At 51.3% G+C, this 548-nt stretch carries 1 protein-coding gene and 1 pseudogene; both read left to right on the plus strand.

What is annotated here, in order from left to right; genetic code table 11:
* On the plus strand, positions 1 to 381 hold a 381-nt coding region (locus tag ACLNEE_RS16870; RefSeq protein WP_412007449.1), incomplete at its 5' end, for a glycosyltransferase.
* Between the two features lie 22 nt (positions 382 to 403).
* A pseudogene (locus ACLNEE_RS16875) lies at positions 404 to 548 on the plus strand (colanic acid biosynthesis glycosyltransferase WcaL); the annotation flags it as partial.

Genomic DNA, 548 nt, shown 5'->3' on the forward strand with positions numbered 1-548 from the left:
CAACAAAATCCCCACCTCAGCATCCTGACCCACTGTCCCGAACCGACCATGCTGATGGCAGCAGCAGAACGGGTAATCACCATGGGGGGCTATAACACCACCTGCGAAATTCTTTCCTTCCAGAAGCCGGCCTTGATTATTCCCCGCATTAAACCCCGGCAAGAACAATGGCTCCGGGCGACCCGCTTACAACAACTGGGCCTGGTAGATGTGCTCCATCCCAATCAAGTAAATGCCCAAAACCTGGCCGCTTGGCTCCACTGTGCCCCGACAAACCAACACGACAAACCAGTTCTAAATCTCCGGGCTACCCAACAACTTCCCCTGATGTTGGATCATTTGCTCAAAACCCGTGCCCGTTTTATCTCCCAAGCCTGCTAGCCAATTCCGTTGTAAATCTTCCATGGCCATTGCCTACGTTGTTAAACGCTATCCCCGTTATTCGGAAACGTTCATTGTCAATGAAATTCTTGCCCACGAAGCGGCGGGTTTAGACATCAAAATCTTTGCCCTCCGTCCCCCGATGGATAGCCATTTCCAAGATAAAA

This window comes from Aphanothece stagnina RSMan2012 (assembly GCF_046764815.1).
Classification (GTDB): Bacteria; Cyanobacteriota; Cyanobacteriia; order PCC-6307; family Cyanobiaceae; genus NIES-981.